We start from the raw sequence: 25,007 nt of genomic DNA, 5'->3' as shown, positions 1-25,007 counted from the left end.
AATGGAATCAACATCACAAGGTAAAGCCGAATCAAAAGGTTTTTACAAATTATCGGGAATACAACGCATTGGATTCGGCTCGGGCGATTTAGCCCAAAACCTTATCTATCAGACGGTATCAATGTACCTTCTCATTTTCTACACAAATGTATTCGGCATTTCTGCTGCCGCAGCAGGGATTATGTTTCTTATAGTACGTATTGTCGACGTAATCTGGGATCCTATAGTGGGAGCATTCGTAGACAAACACAATCCTAAATTAGGTAAATACCGTTCTTATCTGGTGCTTGGAGGTATACCTCTTACGGGCTTTGCCATCCTTTGTTTTTGGAATGGATTTTCGGGGTCATTGCTCTATGCCTACATCACGTATGTTGGTTTATCGATGCTTTATACCCTTATAAATGTTCCTTATGGAGCGTTGAATGCATCACTTACACGCGATACAGATGAAATTACCAAACTTACTTCGGTACGTATGTTTATGGCAAATCTGGGAGGACTGGCAGTAGGCTATGGAATACCTATTCTTGTAAAACTCTTCTCATCCGACGGGAAAATTAATTCGCCGGAATCTGCCAACGCATGGTTTATCACAATGACTATCTATGCCATAGCCGGATTAACCTTATTAATTTTCTGCTTTACTCAGACTAAAGAACGAGTAGTAATGGCAGAAAAAGAAACAGAAAATGTAAAAGTTTCGGACTTGTGGATAGAATTCAAACATAATCGCCCACTGAGAATATTGGCTTTTTTCTTCATTACAGCTTTTGCGATGATGGCAATCGGTAATTCAGCCGGGTCGTATTATATGATTTACAACGTGCAGGCTCCCGATATGCTTCCATACTTTATGGCTTTGGGATCTATCCCTGCTTTTATCTTTATGCCGATGGTACCTGCCATCAAAAGAGCAATCGGCAAAAAGCAAATGTTCTATGTATTTCTAACGGTTGCTATTATCGGTATGGCGCTGTTATATGCCATTTCGGTAATACCTGCGCTTAAGACCCAAGTCTGGCTGGTCTTTATTGCCCAATTCATCAAATCGACAGGAATAATTGTTGCTACGGGATATATGTGGGCTCTGGTTCCGGAAGTAATCTCGTATGGAGAACATACAACAGGTAAAAGAATTTCAGGAATAGTCAATGCTTTGACAGGTATCTTCTATAAGGCAGGAATGGCCTTAGGTGGTGTTGTCCCGGGGCTTGTATTGGCTTTTGTCGGCTTCGACAAAGACAACGAAGTTACACAATCTGCCTTTGCCGAACAAGGTATTTTATGGCTTGTTGCTGTAATACCTGCAATACTTCTTCTTTTAGCTATGTTCATTATATCTCGATATGAGTTGGAAGATAATGTAATCGACAAAATAAACATGGAGATTGAAGAGAGACATCTGAAATAAAAATAACGCTATAAAACATTTTAGTATGAAAAAAAACATCTATTATTTTCTCATTTCTTTGTTGCTGATGACAGCATTTGCCTGTAGCGCAAAAAGTAATAAAGAAATAAAAAATGAACCGTCACTAAAAGGAGCCCTAAAAGGAAAATTTTATATAGGGACAGCTCTTAATGTAACCCAGATACATGGGAAAGATACCGCATCGATAAATATTGTGAAAAACGAATTCGATGCCATAGTAGCAGAAAACTGTATGAAAAGCATGTTCCTGCAACCCAAAGAAGGTGAATTCTTCTTTGATGATGCTGATAAGTTTGTAGAATTTGGAGAACAAAACAATCTTTATATCACAGGACATTGTCTAATTTGGCATTCACAAGCCCCATCGTGGTTCTTCGTAGATAATGATGGAAAAGACGTATCAGCTGAAGTTCTTAAACAACGCATGAAAAATCATATCACGACAGTAGTGTCTCGCTACAAGGGACGTATAAAAGGTTGGGATGTGGTGAATGAAGCGATTATGGAAGATGGATCATATCGTAAAAGTAAGTTTTACACAATTTTGGGAGAAGAGTTTATTCCTTTAGCTTTCCAATATGCTCATGAGGCTGACCCTGATGCTGAACTGTATTATAACGACTATAACGAATGGCATAAAGGCAAACGTGAAGCTATTATCAATTTGATAAAATCGTTTAAGGAAAAAAACATACGAATCGACGCTGTAGGTATGCAAGGACATTTTGGCATGGATGGACCAAGTCTGGAAGAATATCAGGCAACTATTGATGATTATACTTCAACAGGTGTAAAGGTTATGGTTACAGAATTAGATCTTAGTGCCCTACCCTCTCCTCGTCGCAACACAGGAGCAAACATCTCTGATATAGAAGCATATAATCAGAAAATGAATCCATATACAACCGGACTACCTGATTCAGTTTCAGTAGCATGGACAGAGCGTATGGGAAGTTTCTTTAAGCTCTTTATAGATAATAAGGAAAAAATAACCCGTGTCACCTTATGGGGTGTAAGCGATGTAGATTCATGGAAAAACGATTTTCCAATGAAAGGCCGTACCGACTATCCTTTATTGTTTGACAGACAATACAAGGCTAAACCTGTTGTTCAAGAAATTATCAAGATGGCCGGTCTTCCTGAAGAGAAAAGATAAGCAAAAATAATAAGCATCATTATCTAATAAAAAAATGAAACAAGCACGATATTTATTTCCGAAGGATTATATGGCTGACCCATCTGCACATGTATTCGAAGGTAAGATCTATATTTATCCTTCCCACGATTGGGAAAGCGGCATTGCAGAAAATGACAACGGAGATCATTTTAATATGAAAGATTATCATGTCTTCTCTTTAGAAGATGTGGAAAACGGAGAGGTAACCAATCATGGGGTTGTTCTTTCAGTAGAAGATATTCCCTGGTCTGGTCGTCAGCTATGGGATAGCGATACGGCTTTTAAGGACGGTAAGTATTACTTGTATTTCTCAATGAAAGACAAAAATGATATTTTCCGTTTGGGAGTAGCTGTTAGCGATAAACCTTACGGGCCATTTATACCACAGGATAACCCAATAAAAGGAAGTTATAGTATAGACCCTTGTGTATTTGAAGAAAACGGACAATATTATATCTATTTTGGAGGCATCTGGGGCGGACAGCTGCAACGCTATCGCAAAAATAAAGCATTGGAGTGCGCTTCTTTTCCGGCCGACAACGAACCCGCTTTGTGTGGAAAAGTTGCACGTCTGAGAGATGACATGCTCGAATTTGACGAAGAGCCTCGAGATGTAATTATTCTTGATGAACATGGCAATCCATTGACACAAGGTGACACCAATCGACGATTCTTTGAAGCATCATGGATGCATAAATATAACGGCAAATATTACTTCTCGTATTCCACAGGAGACACACACCTTCTATGCTATGCTATAGGTGACAATCCATACGGGCCTTTCACTTATAGTGGTGTTATACTCACTCCTGTAGTCGGCTGGACAACACATCACAGCATTGTCGAATACAGAGGCAAATGGTATCTTTTCCATCATGACTCTGTACCCTCGGGCGGAAAAACATGGCTTAGAAGTATGAAAGTTATCGAATTGGAATATAACAATGACGGAACAATTAAAACAATAGAAGGGTTAGAAAGCTATTAGTTTATTTTAGGTTTAAAGGTTTTAGGTTAATTTTTTGGACTCTTAGTTTTCTGGCAAGGGCGAATGAATATTCGCCCTTGTATTTAATATTAAAAGGATTAATATGACAATCAGATACATTTCGCTCTTTATTATTTTTATTTTATCATCTCTCTTATCATGGGCTGAAAACGGGAGCCGCTTATGGCTACGCTACCCTGAAATAAAGCAAAAAGAGAAATCGATACTATCATCACATAGTAGCCCTACTATCAATATTGCTTTGGATGAATTATCAAATCATTGGCAAAGACAGACCGTAGAGCTACAGTTAAATAAAAAACTCAAGCATCTTAAAGATGGATATAGTATTAAATCCAATAATCAGAAAATTATTATTTCAGCAGGTTCTGATGTCGGGCTACTATATGGATCATATTGTTTATTACGATTGCAACAAACAGGAGCAGACTTAACTACTTTAAATATAGAAGAACTGCCCTCTTACGATATACGTATCCTCAATCACTGGGATAATCTAGACGGAACTATCGAACGTGGATATGCGGGTTATTCGTTATGGAAATGGGACGAACTGCCCAATACACTTTCTCCACGATATAAAGAATATGCTCGGGCGAATGCTTCGATAGGAATTAACGGAACTGTACTGAATAATGTGAATGCTTCACCGAATATTCTAAAGAAAGATTATTTGGAAAAAGTAAAAGCTTTAGCTGACATCTTCCGTCCCTATGGTCTGAAAGTTTATCTCTCTGTAAATTTCTCTTCCCCTAAGGTATTGGAAGGTCTATCCAATTCGGATCCATTAAACCCGGAGGTGCAGAAGTGGTGGAAAGCCAAAGCCAAAGAAATCTATTCACTAATCCCCGATTTCGGAGGGTTTCTGGTAAAAGCTAATTCTGAAGGGCAACCCGGACCTCAAGATTACGGACGAACCCATGCCGATGGCGCAAATATGTTAGCCGATGTACTGAAGCCATACAAGGGTATAGTTATGTGGCGAGCATTTGTATATAATCCGAGTATGGAAGACCGGGCAAAACAGGCATATCAGGAGTTTGTACCATTGGATGGACAATTTCGGGATAACGTCATTATTCAGATAAAGAACGGTCCTATCGATTTTCAACCACGTGAACCATTCAATCCTTTGTTTGGCGCACTGCGTAAGACTCCGGCAATGGTAGAATTTCAGATAACACAAGAGTATCTCGGTTTTTCTAACCATCTTGCATATCTGGCTACTATGTTCAAGGAAACTCTTGACAGCGACACATATTCGGATGGAAAGGGTTCTACGGTAGCCAAAATAACAGACGGGACATTACGTCCGGCTAAAACGACGGCCATATCGGCTGTAGCTAATATAGGTGAAGATACAAACTGGTGTGGACATCATTTTGCACAGGCTAACTGGTATGCATTCGGACGCTTAGCTTGGAATCATCAACTTTCTTCAAACCAAATAGCTGATGAATGGATAAGAATGACATTTTCGGATAATAACGCATTTATAGAACCGGTAAAAAATATGATGTTGAGCTCTAGAGAAACCATTGTTGACTATATGATGCCGCTAGGACTTCACCATATTTTTGCCGAAGACCACCATTACGGACCTGAACCTTGGTTGTCTCAAGCCGCTAGAGAAGACTGGACTTCTGTATACTATCACAAAGCAGATACTATAGGGCTCGGTTTTAATCGTACAACAACGGGGAGTGATGCCGTGTCCCATTATTTTCCTCCTTTGAATAATATTTATAATGACATATCAACCTGTCCAGAGAATTTACTCTTGTGGTTTCATCATGTTCCATGGAACTATAAGATGAATGACGATAAAACGATGTGGGATGCTCTTTGTTATAAGTATGATTCGGGTGTACAGCAGGTAAGAGAGTATCAGAAAGTTTGGGATAGAATGGAGCAATATGTAGACTCCAGACGTTTCGAGGAGGTTCAATCCAAATTAAAAATTCAGGCACGAGATGCCGTATGGTGGAGAGATGCTTGTTTGTTGTACTTCCAGACATTCTCAAAAAAGCCTATCCCCTATGATCTTGAACGTCCTATATATGAGCTCGATGACCTGATGAAAATAAAACTAGATATGAAACACCATAATTAACTAGAAAATGAAAAAGACATGGAGGTGGTTCGGGAAAAAAGATAAGATTACGCTGCCTATATTGAGGCAAATCGGAGTAGAAGGGATTGTTACCGCATTGCATGATATACCGAACGGTGAAGTGTGGTCGTCAGAAACAATCAACGATCTGAATAACTATATAAAAGAAGCCGGACTGTACTGGTCTGTTGTAGAAAGCCTGCCTGTTAGCGAAGCCATTAAATATGGAGGAGATAATAGAGATTTACTGATAGATAATTATATTACAAGCCTCCGAAACCTTGGAGAAGCCGGTATTAAAACTGTTTGCTACAATTTTATGCCCGTTATAGACTGGATTCGTACAGATCTCATGTACCCATGGTCTGACGGTACTTTCTCTCTTTATTTTGATAAGACACGCTTCGCTTACTTTGATTGCATGATCCTTAAACGGGAAGGTGCAAAAGAGGATTACTCAAAAGAAGAAATGGATAAGGTCTACCAACTGGATAAGATTATAACAGAACATGAAAAAGAACAGTTGATAGACACTATCATTGTAAAGACACAGGGTTTTATCAATGGTAATATAAAGGACGGGGATAAAAATCCTGTTGCTATTTTTAAAACACTTCTAGCTTTGTACAATGGTATAGATCACAAAGTATTAAGAGAAAACTTAAAATACTTTTTAGAACGAATAATGCCTGTCTGTGACGAATACGGTATTAATATGTGTATTCATCCTGACGATCCGCCATATCCGGTATTGGGTTTACCTCGTATTGTTTCTAACAGAGAAGATATTGAATGGATATTAAATGCTGTTAACAACCCACATAATGGAATCACATTTTGTGCAGGATCGCTAAGTTCAGGAATACACAATAATGTTCCGGAATTGGCTCGACAGTTTGCATCGCGTACACGCTTCGTACATTTAAGAAGTACAAATATCCTTTCGGATGGCAATTTTATCGAAGCCCCACATCTGGAAGGACGGGGACATCTAATAGAATTAGCCCGTATTTTTGAAAAGGAAAATCCGTTACTTCCCATGAGAGTAGATCATGGCAGACTAATGCTCGATGATGCTGATAAAGGCTATAATCCGGGTTACTCATTCTACGGACGCATGTATGCTCTAGCACAGATGGATGGAGTAATAGAAACCATAAAAAACGAATTGAACAGATGACAGATATTAATACAAAAACAAAACAGAATATCTTTTCTATAGAAGGTAAAGTTGCGATTGTTACAGGAGGATACGGAGTATTAGGCGGCAGTATCTCCAGACACCTTGCAGAACAAGGAGCAAATGTTGTAATACTGGGACGAAACGAAGATAAAGGAAATACTCTGGTTAAGGAAATTAATGAAAATGGAGGTAAATCTTTATTCATCAAATGCGATGTGATGGATGAAAATCAGTTGATAAAAAGCCGAGAAAAGATACTCAGCATATATGGCAAATTAGATATTCTCGTTAATGCAGCAGGTGGTAATGTTCCGGGAGCAACATTAGCTCCTGATCAGGATTTTTATACAATGAAAACAACGGATTGGGAAAAAGTTATAAAGCTCAATATGGACGGTACAGTTTTTCCAAGTCTGATATTTTCAAAAGTTATGGCTGAACAAGGAAGTGGAAATATTATAAATGTCTCTTCCATGGCTGCATATTCTGCAATAAGTCGTGTTCCCGGCTATTCGGCAGCAAAAGCAGCAATAAGTAACTTCACTCAGTGGATGGCTACCGAAATGGCTCTAAAATATGGAGATAAGATCAGGGTAAATGCAATTGCTCCGGGATTTTTTATCGGAGATCAAAACCGTGCCGTACTTATCAATCCTGACGGTTCTTTAACAGAGAGAAGTAAAAAGGTATTGACTAAAACCCCAATGGGACGTTTCGGTGATATTACAGAACTAAACGGAGTTGTACAGTTTCTATGCAGTGATGCAGCTAGTTTTATAACCGGAGTAGTGCTTTCTGTCGATGGTGGGTTTAGTGCTTACAGCGGAGTTTAAATATTTATATGACAGAATAATATGAATAAAAAAAGAATTACACGTTTCTGCTTATTATTGATCTTGATTAACTTGCCTTTATTTAATTTAAAGGCTCAAAATCCTATTATACAAACAATGTATACCGCAGACCCAGCACCGATAGTCTATAATGATACATTGTTTTTATATGTGGGCCATGACGAAAAGGATGCTCCGCCAAATGGTTATTTAATGAGGGATTACCAATTATTTTCAACCATAGATATGGTAAACTGGACAGCACATAAAACACCCTTGAGAACAAGTGATTTTATTTGGTCGGTAGGTGATGCAAGTGCGGCACAATGTATTTATCGTAATGGTCAGTTTTATTGGTATATCTCATCAATGAACAAGTTCTTTCCCGGAGTTGCTGTAGGAGTAGCCTCATCCGATAGCCCTTATGGGCCATTTAAAGACGCTTTGGGGAAGGCGTTAGTGACTAATGATATGACTAGCCATGCTAAACATGCATGGGACGATCTGGATCCTTCTGTCTTTATAGATGATGATGGACAAGCTTATTTGTATTGGGGTAATGGCGTATGTTATTGGGCTAAACTTAATAATGACATGATTTCGGTTGATGGTGAGATTACCGCCCTCGATGCTAAAGACAAGTCTATCTTTGGACCAGGCTTTACCGAAGCGCCATGGGTCTATAAACGTCAAGGTTTGTATTATATGATCTATGCATCAGGTTTCCCTGAGTCACTCCATTATACAGTAAGTAAAAATCCGACAGGTCCGTGGGAATATAAAGGTTGTGTAATGCCTTTGGAAGGGGGCAGTAATACCAATCATCCCGGAATAATTGATTATAAGGGAAATTCATACTTCTTTTATCACAATGATGCCCTGCCCGGAGGCCATAGCTATTGCCGTTCTGTATGTGTAGAACAATTCTCCTATAATGAGGATGGATCTATCCCTGAAATGAAAATGACCAAAGAGGGTATCATGAAGGGTGTTAACAAATTGAATCCTTTTAAAAGAACTGAAGCAGAAACGATGGCTTGGAGTGAAGGTATATCGATAGAAGAGAATGAGAAAATCGGTGTTTATGTTACCTCCATACATAATGGAGATTATATTAAAGTACGGAACGTTGATTTCGGAAATAAAGGGGCTTCACGATTTTCCGCATCAGTATCAAGTAGATATCATGGTGGAACTATTGAAATACGACTTGATAATATTGACGGACAACTGGTCGGTACTTTGCACGCACCATATACCGGAGAATGGGATAATTGGAGCTTAGTGGAAACAGCTGTTAAAAACACAAAAGATGTTCATGATGTATACTTTGTGTTTAAAGGCAAAGAACCTCACTCTTTATTCAATTTCGACTATTGGATGTTTGGAGAATAGATGATTTTGCTATGATATGACTTCTTGTTGTTCTAGTCAGATTCTCTCTACATATAAATGAACTTGAACAACTACAAAGGATTTAATCCTGCCAGTGTTATTCTTGGCAGGATTATTTATCTATATATGAGTTGGTCGAATGAGAAAGTAACAAGGAAAATATATACAATAACCTGTTACTTTTGTCACCTTTGTCACTTTTTTAGCATATCTACTTACAGTTAAATAAATTAGCAAACTAAATTTCAAAAGGCCTGCAAAACTCTTTTTCGATATCAAAAATAAACCTCAAGATAATTCTTGAGGTTCATATTAATTCTATTTTTTTGCATCATCTTCATCCTGAGCTTTCATTATATACTCAGTAGGAGAAATGCCATATAGTTTTTTAAACATTGTGGAGAAGTAAGATTGATTCGTAAATCCTACGGAATAGGCAACTAAGGACACATCCATTTTCTTTTCTCTAAGAAGATTCGCAGCTTGCTTGAGCCGAATATTCTTAATAAAGTCTACAGGCGATATACCGGTCATATCTTTCATCCGTCGATGTAGCTGCGACCGACTAAGGCCAACTTGAGATGCCAGCATATTTACATTGAGTTCGGTATTACTTATGTTCTCATTTATGACCGTAACAACACGTTCCATTAAGATATCATCGCCTGATTTGAAGTCGATCGGTTTTATTTTATCTTCTTGATCCTGAGCTCCCGAAAATTTTCCTTTAAGTAGCCTGCGATTTAAAATCAGATTATTTATAGTGACGATTAGTTCTTCTATATTAAATGGTTTGGACAAATAGGCATCTGCTCCTCTATCTAAGCCCTGTATACGGTCTTGGTATTCAGCTTTTGATGTTAGAAGAATAATAGGTATATGGCTTACATTATTATTGTTTTTAAGTCTTTTCACCAAATTTAAACCATCCATATTGGGCATCATTACATCAGAAATAATTAAATCGGGCTGTCGATCTATAGCAACTTGTAACCCATCAACACCATCAACAGCAGTAATTACTTTAAACAACTCACCCAATTCTTGAGAAAGAAAATCTCTTATTTCTTCTTCATCATCGATTATTAGAATTTTATAATTTGTTCTTCGTCTATACGTTTCGGATTTTTCATTTGTAACATTTTCTATAAAGTTCCTTTGGTTCAACAACGGACGACTGTCTGATGTCTGATCTGCGATCTCATCCTTTCTCAAATGCAGATTTCCTAAAGGGATGCGAATTGTAAAACAACTGCCCGTAGTACCCTCTCGGTTCTTAGCTGTAATAGCACCATAATGTAATAGCACCAATGTCCGAGCAAGGTTTAATCCTATCCCCGACCCTACAGTAGTGAAAGTCTCCTGATTTTGTCCTTGATAGAACCTATCAAATATTTTTTCTATCTTCCCTTCTTCTAAGCCTATACCTGAATCAACGATTGATATCTCCATGTATTTCTGAAGAGGCCCCCAAATGCTGTTATCGACTCCTGTGGCTAATGATACATTTATTTCTCCACCATCAGGAGTATACTTGAACGCATTTGATAATATATTCATCAATATTTTGTCGAAGTTATTCCGGTCAATCCACACTTCTAAGTTGTCATCTTGGTGTTGAAAGGTAAACTGAATATTTCTCCTGACTGATTGATATTCGAAAACATCAAACAACTCCTTTATGAAACCAACCATATCAGTCTTACTAAACCTCAACTTCATTTGTCCTTTATCCAGCTTTCTTATATCGAGCAATTGATTCACAAGCCCCAATATTCGGTTTGCATTACGATGCATATTTTGCAAAGTTTGCATGGTTTCTGTATCGAAATTACTTTTCAGAAGTTTTTCCATAGGACTTATTATTAAGGTCAGAGGAGATCTTATCTCATGAGAGATGTTAATAAAAAACTGAAGCTTTGATTCATTTATCTGTTCGTTTCTTTTCTTCCGAATAAGATTTACAATCAATACTCCAAAAATAAGAATGAGAAATAAGTAAAATGCATATGCCCATGTACTCTTATACCAGGGAGGTGATATAATGATAGAAAACTGCTTCGGCTGAGAGAAAGCACCAAATTTACCGGCCTTAACCTCTAATGTGTATTTTCCTGGATTCAGATGATTATATGTTACCTGATTAATTCCCGGTAGAGTTGAACTCCACTCGCTACTTAATTCTTTTAATCTATATTCGTAGTATATATTCTCCGGGTCAATGAAATCCATAGTCGAGAATTCGAAAGTGAAAGTGTTGTCTTCATACGAAAATTTAAACTCTTTCGCTGATAGTATCTCCGAATCGATTATATGTTTCCCTCCTGATAATGTATTAATATTCACAGACTGATTATGGACATACAGATTAGTAGTCAATATATCATGTTCATAACTGGGCGTAATAATATTTTCAGGATAAAAGGAAGTTATTCCATTATTCCCTCCCCAATAAATAATCCCATCAGCACCTTGAAAATAAACTCCTCTATTATAAATCTTATCAAATAGTCCATTTCCGATATAATAGTTTATTATTTTATTCTCTTTTATTTTTATTTGATTAATACCCTGAAAGGTACTACACCAAATATTCCCCTCTTTGTCTTGAGCCAAGCCACAAATAACGTCACTCGACAGCCCATCTTTTACTGTGTAATTCTTTATATCCTGAGTAGCTCTATCTATAGAGAAAAGTCCATTATATGTTCCTAACCATATATTGCCATCGTTACTCTCCATAATAGACAAACATATCTGATTTGATAAAATACTATCATGCTTGATAGGAATAAAACGATTTTTAGATGGGTCAAAACAACTCACCCCTTTATAATGGGCAAACCATATTAACCCTTTGGAATCACATAGGATAGAAGTAATCCAATCATTGCCAAGCCTACCCTTTTGCGGGTCCTCTTGCCGCATATTATACTGTTTGTGAATACCTGTTTGAGGATTATATTGAATAAATCCGGCTCCAAAAGTTGATATATATAGTAAATTATCCCGCCCTTCCCTTATTGTCTTCATATAGCCAGAATAAGGGATATTCAAGAAATTACATTTGCCTGTATTACGATCCAACTTAGCAAGCCCCTTACTATAAGAACCAATCCAAAGATTATTTTTTGAATCTTCCACTATAGATATTATATCATCAACATCAGTAAACTGTTTTACAACTTCTCCTTTATTATTTAGTTTAAGAACTCCTACTCTATCTACAGTGCCCCAAATATAGCCTTCATGATCCTTACATATTGATGTTATTAGATTTCCTAATTGATTTTGACTATTTATGATACTCCAAAAATTAAATTGAGTCGATTTATTAGGAATTACTAATAACCCTTTCATAAAACAGCCCAACCAAAGATTTTTATCACGATCCTCTAATAGTGTATAGATCTTTGCAGTATTAATTGCTATACTATTTGTAGAATTTGTATATGTTAAAACTTTTCGGCTAACCTTATCGATATACTTCACTCCCTGCCCTTTAGTTGTAGTACTAATAAATACAGTTCCATTATGACTTAGCATCATATCGGTAATTCCATACCCAGGTTGTCCATCCCATTCTAAGGGTATAAACTTTTGACTATTTCGCTCAAAATAACTCACTGATTTTGATGTACTCATTAGCAATCTATCGTTGTCATCTTCAAGCATACAAATGATAGAATTAGAAGGAATATTCGGAGTCGTAAATTTCTTCGTTTTTTTTGTGACAGGATTCATTTGAATAAGCCCTTTGTCATTAATTCCAAACCAAATATATTTTTCTTTATCCTGATAGACATATGCAATAAAATCGCCCGTCAAACGTGTAACCTCTACTAGAGGCTCTGCTGTCAGGTTATCTCTGTTGATAGAAAAGACTCCACTACCTGCTGTCGTCACCCACATCTGACCATCATGCAACTCTATTATATTGGAAACGTGAAGAGATAAATTTTCAGGGAAACTTATTGTTTTAAAAGAATTCTCTAAAGAATTATAACATTGAATACCCTTGTTAGTACCGATCCATAGTATACCATCCTTATCGATCATCAATGTTTTAACATTATTGCTTAACAAAGATGTACTATCCTCTTCTAGGTGCAAATACTGAGTATATTTTATTCCATCAAATTTATTTAATCCGTAATCAGTTGCAACCCATATATAACCATCAGAATCCTGAATTATTTTATTGATAAGATTTGAGGATAGTTCTGTCATTCTATAATCTTTCATAGTGAAAGGGCGATTGTGCTGCGCTGACAGTTTACTTAGGCAAAAGAATGACAATATAGATAAAAGGTATACGTATTTCATGGTTTAAGTTTAGATTGTAACAAAGATACTATTTATAAGAGAAACTTTCTTATCCATCATCAATAATACCATTCCTTAACAATGAGCTCAACAAGTATAACCCAACACACAAACAAACCATCAACACAATATAAATCAAACAATTATATAACAAACTATTGCTTTTTCCAACCCAGGTAATATTAAAGATTTTAGGATGCGACAAAAACAAAACAATATGCGACAAAATAGATTTTGGTACAACAATTTTAAACAAATAGAAGATAGTTTCATTAAACAATAATCCATGCTAGTTTCTAGATTTGTTTAACGTATTTTTGCATAAGCGCCGGTATATATTGCATAAATATTATAGTGGAATCTGAACTGTGTTCAGAAGGATATAACGATTGGTGTATAGTTTTTATAACTATCGCTGAGTGATTCTTTTTGTTATAAAATATTTTATATTATGAAAAAGCTGCTAAAAATCAAATCTATTACAACTGAACTTTGGGAAAATTTAACCTAAAAAGATAATGGCTGAAAGCTGTTATTTTGAGAATCTAAATCGATAGTGTTTTATAAAAATTTCTTTTTACTGATTAGCCTAAGTCTATGTAGAATTCCTATCAAATTCTAAAAGCCTCTGTAGAATAAAACAACAAGTGATGAAAAATACAAAACATTAAATTATATATTTATGAAATAACATGTAACAAAAAAGAAATAACATCAAGCTTCTTATAAAGAAGATATTGCTAATAAAACAATTAAATTTTTAATACTTAAAATTGTTATAATGAAAAATACATTTTTATATAAACCTACTTCTATAACCAAGAGTAAGTCGTTTTTAGTCATATTACTATTAGGTATTTTATATAGTTTACCGACTTTAGCACAGCAAAAAGGTAGAACAATAAATGGTAAAGTTTTAGATGAAACACAGGAAGCACTCATTGGAGTTTCTATTGTACAAAAGAATACAACGAATGCAACTGTAACAAATACAGATGGAGAATTTAATATTGAACTTACCTCAGGAGAGCAAGTCCTCATAGTCTCATACATCGGAATGGAAACACAACAAATTGATGTTTCGAACAAAAACAATATCCAAATTATTTTAAAAGAAAATAACAAGAGATTAGACGAAGTTGTGGTTATTGGTTATGGTGTGCAAAAGAAACGAGACCTTACAGGGGCTATATCTCAAGTGAAAGCCGAAGACTTGATTGCAACAGCACCAACAACCATACAAGAAGCGCTGCGTGGAAAAGTAGCAGGGATGATGGTTGCGGGAGCAGATCTTAATGCCGACCCCATGATTCGTATACGAGGGAATCGCTCTATTGAAGCAACCAATGATCCCTTATTTGTAATTGATGGAATACCATCAGCCAGTGGTGTAAGTGTAATCAACCCATCGGATGTTGCCTCAATTGAAGTTTTAAAAGATGCATCTGCAACAGCAATATATGGCTCTCGCGGAGCAAATGGAGTTATACTTGTGACAACCAAAAAAGGAGAAGAAGGAAAAGTGAATGTAGAATATAATGGTTATGTCACTATTGGTAAAATAGATAATATGAGGAAAGTGCGAAATGCGGCGGAATATATAGAATATTTACGAGAAGCCGATCGCAAATATATATATGACGGACAAGGAGGATATACCTTAGATCCGACTTCGGCATACCCATCCATGACTCCGAATTGGGAATATGATCAAAAAATGGAATATATCACCCGCGATCAATCTGGATATGTACTTGAGTCTGTACGCAAAGCATGGGAAAGTGGGACATATAACCCATCTATGCTTCGCGGATTCAACTGGCAAATGGCAGGATACAGGGATGAGGCAATATCTCAAAATCATAACATAAGTATACGTGGAGGAAGTAAGGATACCAAAATCTTCCTATCCGGATCGTTTATGGATAATCAAGGAATTACCCCACGATCTTTTCGAACAAGATATACCTTACGTATGAACGTAGACCAAAAACTTGGTAAACATATAAATATGGGAGCTACTACAAACTTTGCTTATTGGGAATATTTTAATGGTACCGGAGTTGGAGGAAACTGGAACCCATTAGGTACTCCTTACTATACTCCGGGCGGTAGTGGTGATTACGGTAATGGAGGTGATGTTACAAAAAATGGTGATCCTGCTTTAGGTTTAGTTCCACATCCAACAGGAGAAGGTATGTTATGGAACCCTTTCTATGACTTTACCGGAAATCAAGGAAAAACCAAAAGAAACCAGATTGATGCAACCCTATATGCTCAAATAACATTAGACAATGGATTATCATACCGAGCTAATTTCGGAACAAATTATTATAGTGGACAAGAGCAGGCCTTTTATGCTTCTGCCTCTACACAACAAGGTTTTGGTCATGCCAGAGCCAATCAAAACCTGGAGTTTAAAAGAAGTTGGACCTTTGAGAACATACTTAGCTATAACAAAACGTTTGGACAACATAGCCTTAATTTAACAGGAGTACAGTCTGTTGAAAAATCAATCGATGAGCCTGTTACTGCAAGCGGTGTGGGCCTACCAATTGAGTCTCAATGGTACTACAATCTAGGAACAGCAAGTACACAATCTGCTACAAGTGGTTACACGCAATGGTCAATGATGTCATGGATGGGGCGTGCTATATATGGTTTCAAAGACAATCGCTATATGTTAACAGCATCTATCCGTAGTGATGGCTCTTCTCGTCTGGCTGAAGGTCATAAATGGGTTGCATTCCCATCCGCATCTTTTGCTTGGCGTATTTCCGATGAAGCGTTTATAAAAAATAATATACCAGTAGTTTCTAATTTGAAGCTTCGTTTAGGTTATGGAAAGACAGGAAACTCTGCTGTTAATCCATATCAAACTATAGGACAAATCTCTAGTAGTCGCTACACATGGGGAGAGATCGGTGCAATAGGTTATGCTCCTAATTCGCTATCTAATCCACTCTTAACATGGGAAACTACAGGACAATACAACCTCGGAGTTGATTTTGGAATATTAAGAGGACGCATCTCAGGTTCCGTTGATGTTTACAAGCAAAATACAAAGGACTTGTTAATGTTCCGTGCGTTACCTGAAGTATCAGGATTTGGTCAAATTCTTTCAAATATCGGAGAAACAGAAAATCAAGGGATTGAAGTAGCCATCTCCACTGTAAACTTTGAAACAAAAGACTTCAAATGGAATACCTCATTACAGTTTTCGATGAATAAGGAAAAAATTGTAAAATTAGCATCCGGTCTAGAAAAAGATGTGGCAAATATGTGGTTTGTTGGACATCCGGTTGATACATATTACGATTATGTAAATACTAAAAACGTTTGGGGATACTCAAAAGAGGACATGGAAGAAATGGCAAAATTTAATGCAAACGGCCATTCTTACAAACCTGGTGATTTACGTTTTGTCGACCTGGATGGAAACTACAAAATTGATGAAAAAGACCGTGATTTCCGCGGACAAAAAATGCCAAAATGGAATCTTGGCATGGGGAATAATTTCTATTATAAGAATTTCGACCTTTATATATTTATGTATGGAATGTTTGGACATACAATTTATAGCGATCCCGGAGTAGGACACGATGGACGTATGAACACACGGGTCGTAAACTACTGGACACCTGAAAATACTCAGAGTAGTTTCAGAAAACCGACAAAAGGAGATGCTGACCAACCGCATAGAGAAGCTTATTGGTATAATAAGGGAGACTTCGTTCGAATATCTGATATTACATTAGGATACACTTTACCTGCCAGTCTTACAAGGATTGTTGGTGTCGAAAAAGCTAGATTTTACGCACAATTACAGAATCCGTTCACTTTTACGAGTTATCCAAACAACGACCCTGAAGGTTCAGTTAAGGCTACAAGAGACTATGCTCGCAAACACGAATCCTATAGTGAACCTACAACCCTGAGAAATTATATGTTTGGCGTAAATTTAACATTTTAACAATTAAATAATAAGAAACATGAAATCCTTAAAATATATAATTACAATTGGAATATTTGGATGTATTATGGCATCCTGCTCAGATTTTTTGGAAGAAAAAGGATATAACACGAATTATACCTACTATAATTCCAACGAAGGACTTAATGCGTTGGTTGTATCAGCTTACCAAAACGGAAGGGGAATGTTTTCAACATCGAATACTCCATCAGGAATAATCTTTCAGGAGATCGGTACAGATATGTACACAATAGGGGGAGACGGAGGTACTGATTTTGCTTTATATACATCAGCAATGAATCCTTCGAATGAGACATTCTCTGCCTTTTGGACAGATTGTTACAATGGCGTAGCTAGAGCTAATCTAGGGTTAAAATATATAGAGTCGAATACAACTATGGCCACTGACATCAAGAGTATAAGAAAAGGTGAGCTATTGTTCCTGAGAGCCTACTATTATTACGTGCTGGCTATACACTACGGTGATTGCCCGTTGGTACTAGAGCCTGTTGATGCACCAAAGCTCAACTTTGTACGCTCGCCACAAAAAGAAATTTGGGCACAAATCATAAACGATGCTACAGAAGCATGGAATTTACTTCCGTGGGCTGATGCGCAAGGTAAAGTAACCGGTGATTATGGTCGTGTGGGTAAAGGTGCTGCAGGGCATTTACTAACTAAATCGCATATGTTCCGTTATTGTCAGAAATATACACAAAGTCAGTCTGACCCTAAAATGAATGAAGATCGTGGAGCAACTACAGACGATTTAGATTTGGCGATAAAATATGCAAGTGCAGTTTGTAATTTTGGTACAGGTGCAGGAAGTGGCAGCAATCATACCCTTAGTCCCGACTATGCTGACTTATGGAGGTTTAATCCTAAGACAGGAGGCCCTACTCCGGGTGATTATGCAGGCCCTGAAATTCTTTTTAGCATACAGTTCTCAACCAACCACTTTTATAACAACCAAACTCCAGACAAAGTCAATGATGGCGGTAACTGGCTGCATATGATGTTCACTACACAGGCTGACGGTATGCCTATGGTTACAGAAAATGGAAAAGGTACAGAAAGTGTAAGTAGAGGTACCAGTATGGGAATAGGTCGTGATTTAATTACTGGTCGCGGATGGAGACGTACTTCTCCAACACCTTTCTTGTATGCTGATAATGGACTATACGGACCACAGTATTATGCAAGTTCCAAACAAGGTAAACTAATAGACTCTCGTCTTTATAAGTCTCATGTATGGGTATATTATGCCAACCAGACACCTTCGGCTGATGTGAGTTGGAAATCTTTCACGAATGCCGCAGGAACCTTTGATCCGACATCGATAGGCAAGACTGAAGGATCTCCTCGTTATGTGGTAGGCGATACAGCCATTGTATTCTCTGTCGAGAATCTGGATAAACGTTTCCAGAGTGGAACTCGTTCTGAGAAGCTTGCTTTAGCACGTTCTATGGAACCTTACTGGTATATACCAATGCAATCTATTACAAAAACCGAGATTGGAAATAGAGGTATCAGAGACGGAATAACAAATACTTTCCCTACTCTAATAAAATATTTGGATAGTCGTCGAGCATCAACCAACGATCAGGCCGGATTTAGGGATTATTTCTGCTACCGCTTGGGAGAAACATATATCTTGTTAGCTGAAGCTTTGGCGATGAAAGGAGATTATGCAAATTCGGCTGCAGCTCTAAATATTGTCCGCGAACGCGCTGCATGGAAAGAAGGTGAAAGCAAATATTCACATTATTGGAAATATGATGGAGGTAACTACGCTGACAGAAATAAATCGACAGTAGATGAAATGAAAGTTACTGCAGGCTTTATCAGTGCTATGACCGATGATGCAAGATTAGTATTCTTCCTTGACGAAAACGGTAAAGAGACAGAAGGAGAGTTGCATCGTTTTGAGTATTTAGTAAGAAATGGAGCCGATTTCTTTGTCAAAATGCTCAAAGAACGCAATTCTTTTGCTGCACCGAATGTTAAACCGTTCCACCGGTTCAGACCTATACCTCAAAAACATTTAGACCGAGTAAGTCCAATGGATCCAAATGGACAGAATTACGGATATTAAAGAAATGTAATTATTCTTCAAGTATAACTTATTTTGGAAAAGCCCCGAATCTTATATAAGAATTCGGGGCTTTCTTTTTTGTAGAAAAGCATTTGAAAAGCTCTCATAAAAGGATTGTCCGTCCTTATACAAACAAAAACTCCTTAAATATCATTTTAATAAAAGACAGAAAATCATTAGAATGGAATATCTAATTTTAATAACTTTCTAATTGAAAAGAAAAAGAATAAACAAGCTGGAGACTCTATTTTTGTATCGTGAAAAAACCAACAAATAAATCCCTAATAAATTATATGCGATACAAAGCAATACTTTTTCTACTTGTAGGAGTAGTAACAACAGTGAGCGCACAAACAAATAACGAGAAAGACACAATTATAGTTGAAAATAAAGGCTTTATAAAACCGGCGATTAGTTATATCGAAAATACAGTTTTTCAATATTTACAAAAATCCGATCAAACGCCATCAGACAAATCTTTTAACTATTCTGTAATCGGAGGCCCTTATTATACGAATGAAACTAAGGTCGGCATGGGGCTTATAGGCTCCGGACTATTTCGCCTACACGGTTGTGAAAAAGACAATGATCCGTCTAATATATCTTTATATATCAACACAACCTCATCGGGAGCTTACGCTCTTGGAATACGCAGTAGTATTTATTTCCCTAAAAAGAGATATTGGATAGATTCAGATATTTCTTTTTCCGATACGCCTTCCCAATATTGGGGTGTTGGTTATAATGCAGGAAGAAATTCAGATTACACTGATTATAATATACAGGATATGCAGGTAAAAGTCAATTTATTCAAGAAAATAGATAACCATACTGCGATAGGTTTGATGACAAATGCTCGAGATATAAGGGGCAAATATTTTGATGACATGAGTGTGCTGAATGGAGAGAAAAGAAAAATCACAGTTATAGGTGCCGGAATGACTTTAATCTATGATTCCAGAGATAATATTACTGAACCTCATAAGGGAATCTATACAAAAATAGGAGATGTATTCTATCCTAATTTTTCTAGTAACACTTCAGGCTTTAACAAAACAGAGATGACATTCAGATATTACAAACAACTCAATAAGAGAACTACCGTTGCTTTTGATCTTGGAGGGCAATTCAACAGGGGGGATGTCCCTTGGAACCTTATGGCTCAAGCGGGAGATGCAAGCCAAATACGTGGATATTATACAGGACAATACAGAGATAAAAATTGCATAGAATCACAAATCGAATTAAGACAGCATATTTACAAACGAAGTGGTATGGTTGCATGGGCAGGTGCAGGAAATGTTTTCCCTAAATTAAGTGATTTCAAGAAAAAAGAGACCTTGTCTACTGTTGGTCTTGGATATCGTTTTAGGGTTAAAGACCAAACTAATCTTCGAATTGATTACGGGATAGGTAAAAGTCAGTCGGCATTTTATATTAACATAAATGAAGCTTTTTAATATTCTTAGTTCAGAGTAAATTCAATCGTAAAAGTGGTTCCTTTATTTACAACAGAATGAATATTTATTATGCCTTTATGCAGAACTATTACTTTTTTTACCAGAGCTAAGCCGATACCATTCCCCTGTACATATTTTTTGTTAGTTCCCCGGAAAAACGGAGTAAACAGATGTTCTATCTCATCCTCGGGAATACCTATACCGGTATCTGAAAATCGCAAAATAACTCTTTTGTCAATAAGGGAGATTTCAACAGTAGAAGTTTTATTATGCGAATATTTGCAATTATTCTCCATCAGATTAACAAAGGCTGTCTTTAAAAGATACTCATTTCCAATAATAGATAGTTCTGTATTCTCCATAATACCTTGATTGAAAATAAGCTTAATATCATATTCAGGATTTCCTTTTAAAACTAATTCTACTGCCTCTAAGAGTGCTTCATCAATCTTTACGGGACTCATTGACATATTGTTTTCATCGTAACTGGCTTTTGCCAAATCGAGTAAACCATTAAGCAGTTTTATCAGTTTACTTGTATCCTGACGCGAGTTTATTAAAGTATTTCTATATTCTTCTGCCGTACGTTCTTTTAATAATGATAGATCTATTTCTCCTATAAGTGTTGCCAAAGGTGTACGAAGTTCATGTGATACATTGCTTACAAACATTTTCTGAGATTCAAAGGATGTCTCTATTATATCCAATGCTTTATTAAATGATGCTGCAAGTTCTCCAAATTCATCTTTCTCATTATATCCTACCAGTCGTAAATGGAGTTTATTAGCCGTTATATCTTTCATTCTATCCGAAATAGTTCCTACCGGTTTTAAAACAGATTTTGCGAGATAGTATCCGAGGGCACATGCCGCAAGTAAAGAAACCAAGCTTAATATAAGAAGGTAAAGAACCAATTTTTGCATTTTGATCTGTCCATAGTTATCATGTCCAGATGTAATTACTGCATAATTTACATTCTGATGAGTAAAGAGAAATCCGATGGTCTGGAATTTCCCTTCATTTTTCGTATAATCTTCTTTTGTATCAAATATCTCTTTTAGTATAGTTGTTATTTCTTGTGTTCTGTTAGAAATACGATCTGCGTCGGTATAAAGAAGTTTGTAATTACTATCATATATAGAAACATCTATTTTATCTAATTCTTTCTGGATAACTTTTGCTTTCAAAAAAAGTTCTGTTCTTGCAGCACCTTCCTTTTTCAGATCTACATAAAATTCCTGCATCCTTACCCTAGTGGATACAATATAGTTGAGTGCAACAAATACAAACATTACAGCAGTTATCACAGCTGTAATACGAAGAGCTATCCTAGTGCGTATTTTCATTCTCCACTCTTTAGTATAAAACCTAATCCCGGACGAGTGTGTATGAGTTTCGAATCGAACCCTTTATCAATCTTCACCCTTAAGTAATTTATATAAACATCAATGAAATTAGTTCCCGTATTGAAATGAGTATCCCATACCTTTTCAGAGATTTCAGTTCGTGAGAGTACACGTTCGGGATTCAGCATCATATATTGCAACAAGTTAAACTCCTTGGGGGTAAGTTTCATCTCTCGATCACCTCTCGTTACGGTTTTATTATCTAAATTTAATTTTATATCGGCATATTCTAAATGATCTGTTTTAACCGTTGCCGATACGCCATTTTTTCTTTTTAGCAGAATATTTATACGAGCATTTAACTCTCTCAAATCAAATGGTTTTACCATATAATCGTCCGCACCCGAATCAAAACCATCTAGTTTGTCATCTGTTGTGCCTAAAGCCGTAAGCATAATAATTGGAATTTCGGGCTGAACTGCCCTTATCTCCTTACAGAGTTCGAAGCCATTGATATGCGGTAGAATTACATCTGTAATTATTAGATCATATATATGATTATTTACGAGGCGTTTTCCCATTTCTCCATCAAAGGCCAAGGTAACAATATAGCCAAATTCTTCCAACCCTTTTTTAAGAAGTTCGGCAATCCTCAGTTCATCTTCTACTACCAATATCTTTTTCATTCGTAATGTTATTAATGTATTAACAATAATCTGTATTTAAAGTTTTGTATAACCTTTTGCTTCCAGATTTGCAAAAGAACCTATATATAGAGGGTTTATCAAATACGAATATAAAAACATATTTACCTGAGTTTTTTATAATTGATTTTGTGCTTTAAGATAGCCACCACTTCGTATCATAGGCGATAGAATTTATTGAGAAAATCAAATAGTAAAATAAAACAAAATATACTAATCTTTATCAACTAACTATATATATTTTACATGAAAAATAACCAATTTACCTTTATACAATATTTACTTTATAATACAGATAATAATAGACAAGCTCAGATTATTAAATACACATATTCTCGGGTAATAACACAGACGATCGAACAACTCTTTTAACTCATATTTCTACCTATTATACAAGCATTAGAAAATCATTAGAAACCAAAATTCAATTCTAATATTTTTGTAATGAAACTTCTGATAAATAAACAGTTGACTCCCTCTACCTTTGTGATACGAAGATTAATTTGAAGAGTTAATATTAAAAAATTATAATAGTCAATTAATATGAAGTTAGTTTATAATACCAAAAGAACTTTTACTCGCCAAGTCATCATCACTTGTATTTTCCTGTTTCTTTCAGTAGCTTCTTTATCAGCGCAAGAGAGACAAAGGCAGATAAGCTTTGAAGAGGCATATCAACTGATGAACAGAGACAATAAAACATTGAAGATTGCAAATAAAGAAATGGAATGGGCTAAAAATGAACAACAGCGGCTGAATTCTTTTTGGTACCCGCAAGTAATGACAACCGGAGCATATATGCATATGGTGAATGATATAGAAGTGAAAGAACCATTATCTCAATTTACAAATCCGACTACAGATTTCATTCACTCTATAGATCCGAGTGAACAGTTTATATCCTCTATTCTTAATAATTTAGGCAAAAGTTCTTTCAGTGTTCCTATTTTACCACAGAATATGACAAGTATTGATGCTATTGTTACCATGCCGGTTTTCACGGGAGGAAAACGAATATATGCCGGGAAAATAGGCAAATTAATGGTAGATATTGCTGAAATAAATAAAGAGAAAATAAGTGCAGATCAACAAATCCTTTTAGTTGAAGCTTATTATGGTTTGCGTCTAGGACAAAGAATAGTAGAAGTAAAACAAGAAACATATAATGCACTTGAACATCATTACCAGAATGCATCGAAACTCGAAGCCAACGGAATGATAAATAAAGCTGAAAGGCTATTCCTTCAGGTAAACAGGGATGAGGCCAAGAGAGAACTTGAGATTGCAGTGAAAGATTTGGAAATAGTAAAAAACGCCTTTAAAACACTAACAAAAATAGAGTCAGAAGATAATATCCTCACTACCACACCCATGTTCATTAACGAATCTCTACCGGAGATTATATATTTTAAGAATCTTATTATAGAGAAAAACCATTTGGTTAACGGATTGACGACACAACAATACATTCAGAGAAACGAAGTAAAAATCGCTAAATCAGCCTATTTTCCGAATATAGAATTGTTCGGAAAACAAACGCTCTATTCGAATGGAATTCCTAAAAATATAGCCCCACGCACAATGGTAGGCGTTGGTTTCTCATGGAATATATTCGACGGACTGGATCGTGAGAAGAGAATAAAGCAAGCAAAAATAAAGAGCGTCATTTTAGAAACTGAGAAGGAAAAGATTGTAGACGATTTTTCCTTTCAGGAATATCTTACCCACTCGAATTAATGCCCTGGTATTGGCAAGCTGTGCACTATATTATTCCCGCTCCTTCCGGCGTTTTGGCATATATAAAGGTAAACTCGATGGGAGCCTCATTAGCTGATATCAAAACTGAATACATAACGCTTTGGATACAATGCTTCGTTTATTTTATTACTGCTTGCTTAGCATACAGGTATAATATCAAGAAGGCCAAAGCAGAATCGATTATTGCATAATCAAATAAA

At 36.4% G+C, this 25,007-nt stretch carries 14 protein-coding genes and 1 pseudogene; 12 read left to right on the top strand and 3 right to left on the bottom strand.

From position 1 onward, the window contains the following. The first annotated feature begins 1 nt into the window (after window position 1). The 7 genes from QOX35_RS11280 to QOX35_RS11250 all read left to right on the top strand — a co-directional run bounded on the left by QOX35_RS11280 (window position 2) and on the right by QOX35_RS11250 (window position 9,145). On the top strand, window positions 2–1,414 hold the full coding sequence (locus QOX35_RS11280) for an MFS transporter (protein ID WP_135104237.1): 1,413 nt from the start codon (window positions 2–4) through the stop codon (window positions 1,412–1,414). Window positions 1,415–1,439: 25 nt separating this feature from the next. Further along, window positions 1,440–2,591 (top strand): endo-1,4-beta-xylanase, encoded by a 1,152-nt coding sequence (locus tag QOX35_RS11275; RefSeq protein ID WP_502846765.1) that lies wholly within the window; start codon window positions 1,440–1,442, stop codon window positions 2,589–2,591. A gap of 34 nt (window positions 2,592–2,625) precedes the next feature. Next, window positions 2,626–3,600 (top strand): glycoside hydrolase family 43 protein, encoded by a 975-nt coding sequence (locus QOX35_RS11270; RefSeq protein WP_283686974.1) that lies wholly within the window; start codon window positions 2,626–2,628, stop codon window positions 3,598–3,600. A gap of 103 nt (window positions 3,601–3,703) precedes the next feature. Further along, window positions 3,704–5,734 carry an alpha-glucuronidase gene (locus QOX35_RS11265; protein ID WP_283686973.1) on the top strand — a complete coding sequence of 677 codons (2,031 nt, stop codon included), beginning with the start codon at window positions 3,704–3,706 and terminating at the stop codon, window positions 5,732–5,734. Window positions 5,735–5,741: 7 nt separating this feature from the next. Then, window positions 5,742–6,914, top strand: a complete 1,173-nt coding sequence (gene uxuA, locus QOX35_RS11260; protein ID WP_283686972.1) for a mannonate dehydratase — start codon at window positions 5,742–5,744, stop codon at window positions 6,912–6,914. Next, window positions 6,911–7,750: an SDR family oxidoreductase gene (locus QOX35_RS11255; protein WP_283686971.1), complete on the top strand. Its 840-nt coding sequence runs from the start codon at window positions 6,911–6,913 to the stop codon at window positions 7,748–7,750. Before uxuA ends, QOX35_RS11255 begins: the two co-directional genes overlap by 4 nt. A 21-nt stretch (window positions 7,751–7,771) precedes the next feature. Further along, window positions 7,772–9,145: a glycoside hydrolase family 43 protein gene (locus QOX35_RS11250; RefSeq protein WP_283686970.1), complete on the top strand. Its 1,374-nt coding sequence runs from the start codon at window positions 7,772–7,774 to the stop codon at window positions 9,143–9,145. A 318-nt stretch (window positions 9,146–9,463) separates the two neighbouring features. Here the strand turns inward: QOX35_RS11250 and QOX35_RS11245 are convergent, their stop codons facing one another. Next, window positions 9,464–13,471 carry a two-component regulator propeller domain-containing protein gene (locus tag QOX35_RS11245; RefSeq protein ID WP_283686969.1) on the bottom strand — a complete coding sequence of 1,336 codons (4,008 nt, stop codon included), beginning with the start codon at window positions 13,469–13,471 and terminating at the stop codon, window positions 9,464–9,466. A gap of 781 nt (window positions 13,472–14,252) precedes the next feature. Between QOX35_RS11245 and QOX35_RS11240 the strand changes: the two genes are divergently transcribed. From QOX35_RS11240 to QOX35_RS11230, 3 genes are all read left to right on the top strand, one after another. Next, window positions 14,253–17,444 (top strand): SusC/RagA family TonB-linked outer membrane protein, encoded by a 3,192-nt coding sequence (locus QOX35_RS11240; protein WP_283686968.1) that lies wholly within the window; start codon window positions 14,253–14,255, stop codon window positions 17,442–17,444. Window positions 17,445–17,463: 19 nt separating this feature from the next. Further along, complete coding sequence (locus QOX35_RS11235) at window positions 17,464–19,539, top strand: RagB/SusD family nutrient uptake outer membrane protein (protein WP_283686967.1); 2,076 nt, start codon at window positions 17,464–17,466, stop codon at window positions 19,537–19,539. A gap of 293 nt (window positions 19,540–19,832) precedes the next feature. After that, window positions 19,833–20,999, top strand: coding sequence for a BamA/TamA family outer membrane protein (locus QOX35_RS11230; RefSeq protein ID WP_283686966.1), 1,167 nt, complete (start codon window positions 19,833–19,835; stop codon window positions 20,997–20,999). A 5-nt stretch (window positions 21,000–21,004) separates the two neighbouring features. On the opposite strand, the gene QOX35_RS11225 is transcribed toward QOX35_RS11230, so the two are convergent. Then, a complete protein-coding gene (locus QOX35_RS11225; protein ID WP_283686965.1) occupies window positions 21,005–22,345 on the bottom strand; it encodes a sensor histidine kinase in 1,341 nt (446 codons plus the stop codon). Continuing rightward, window positions 22,342–23,031, bottom strand: a complete 690-nt coding sequence (locus QOX35_RS11220; protein ID WP_283686964.1) for a response regulator transcription factor — start codon at window positions 23,029–23,031, stop codon at window positions 22,342–22,344. The genes QOX35_RS11225 and QOX35_RS11220 overlap by 4 nt, the downstream gene beginning before the upstream one ends. A gap of 561 nt (window positions 23,032–23,592) precedes the next feature. Between QOX35_RS11220 and QOX35_RS11215 the strand changes: the two genes are divergently transcribed. Together QOX35_RS11215 and QOX35_RS11210 are read left to right on the top strand one after the other, a co-directional pair. Beyond that, window positions 23,593–24,786 (top strand): TolC family protein, encoded by a 1,194-nt coding sequence (locus QOX35_RS11215; RefSeq protein WP_283686963.1) that lies wholly within the window; start codon window positions 23,593–23,595, stop codon window positions 24,784–24,786. Next, window positions 24,753–24,998: pseudogene (locus QOX35_RS11210) on the top strand (ABC transporter permease); the annotation flags it as partial. The gene QOX35_RS11215 and the pseudogene QOX35_RS11210, both read left to right, overlap by 34 nt. Window positions 24,999–25,007 lie beyond the last annotated feature (9 nt).

It is taken from the genome of Dysgonomonas sp. Marseille-Q5470 (assembly GCF_951230145.1).
Classification (GTDB): Bacteria; Bacteroidota; Bacteroidia; order Bacteroidales; family Dysgonomonadaceae; genus Dysgonomonas.
Note: the sequence above shows the minus strand (reverse complement) of the source record. Positions and strands in the feature narration are given on the sequence as shown.